Raw genomic sequence first — 431 nt, 5'->3', positions numbered from 1 at the left:
CTTTCACCTTAAGAAAAGGTGGTCGGCGTTGCAGGATTTGAACCTGCGACCCCTTGGACCCAAACCAAGTGCGCTACCAAGCTGCGCTAAACGCCGATATGCGTATATTTAGAAAAATGGGGCGACTGACGAGACTTGAACTCGCGACAACCGGAATCACAATCCAGGGCTCTACCAACTGAGCTACAGCCGCCACAATAATGGCGCACCCGGAAGGATTCGAACCTTCGACCGACGGCTTAGAAGGCCGTTGCTCTATCCGACTGAGCTACGGGCGCGGTGCAACGAATACTTCTTCGTGTGCTATCAAGTATTACTTTCATCTTGAAAGTGGTCGGCGATGCAGGATTTGAACCTGCGACCCCTTGGACCCAAACCAAGTGCGCTACCAAGCTGCGCTAATCGCCGATACTTGCCGCTGCCTAAGGAAT

General features: G+C 52.9%; 4 tRNA genes. All 4 read right to left on the bottom strand.

From position 1 onward, the window contains the following. Nucleotides 1–19 precede the first annotated feature (19 nt). The 4 genes from C2M35_RS15485 to C2M35_RS15470 all read right to left on the bottom strand — a co-directional run bounded on the left by C2M35_RS15485 (nucleotide 20) and on the right by C2M35_RS15470 (nucleotide 408). Nucleotides 20–96 (bottom strand) — tRNA-Pro (locus tag C2M35_RS15485). A 21-nt stretch (nucleotides 97–117) separates the two neighbouring features. Next, nucleotides 118–193: transfer RNA gene (locus C2M35_RS15480), tRNA-His, on the bottom strand. Nucleotides 194–201: 8 nt separating this feature from the next. Next, nucleotides 202–278: transfer RNA gene (locus tag C2M35_RS15475), tRNA-Arg, on the bottom strand. Nucleotides 279–331: 53 nt separating this feature from the next. Further along, a tRNA-Pro gene (locus C2M35_RS15470) sits at nucleotides 332–408 on the bottom strand. Between the last annotated feature and the right edge of the window lie 23 nt (nucleotides 409–431).

The sequence above is a fragment of the Pseudoalteromonas sp. T1lg76 genome, from assembly GCF_002964725.1.
GTDB lineage: Bacteria > Pseudomonadota > Gammaproteobacteria > Enterobacterales > Alteromonadaceae > Pseudoalteromonas.
Note: the sequence above shows the minus strand (reverse complement) of the source record. Positions and strands in the feature narration are given on the sequence as shown.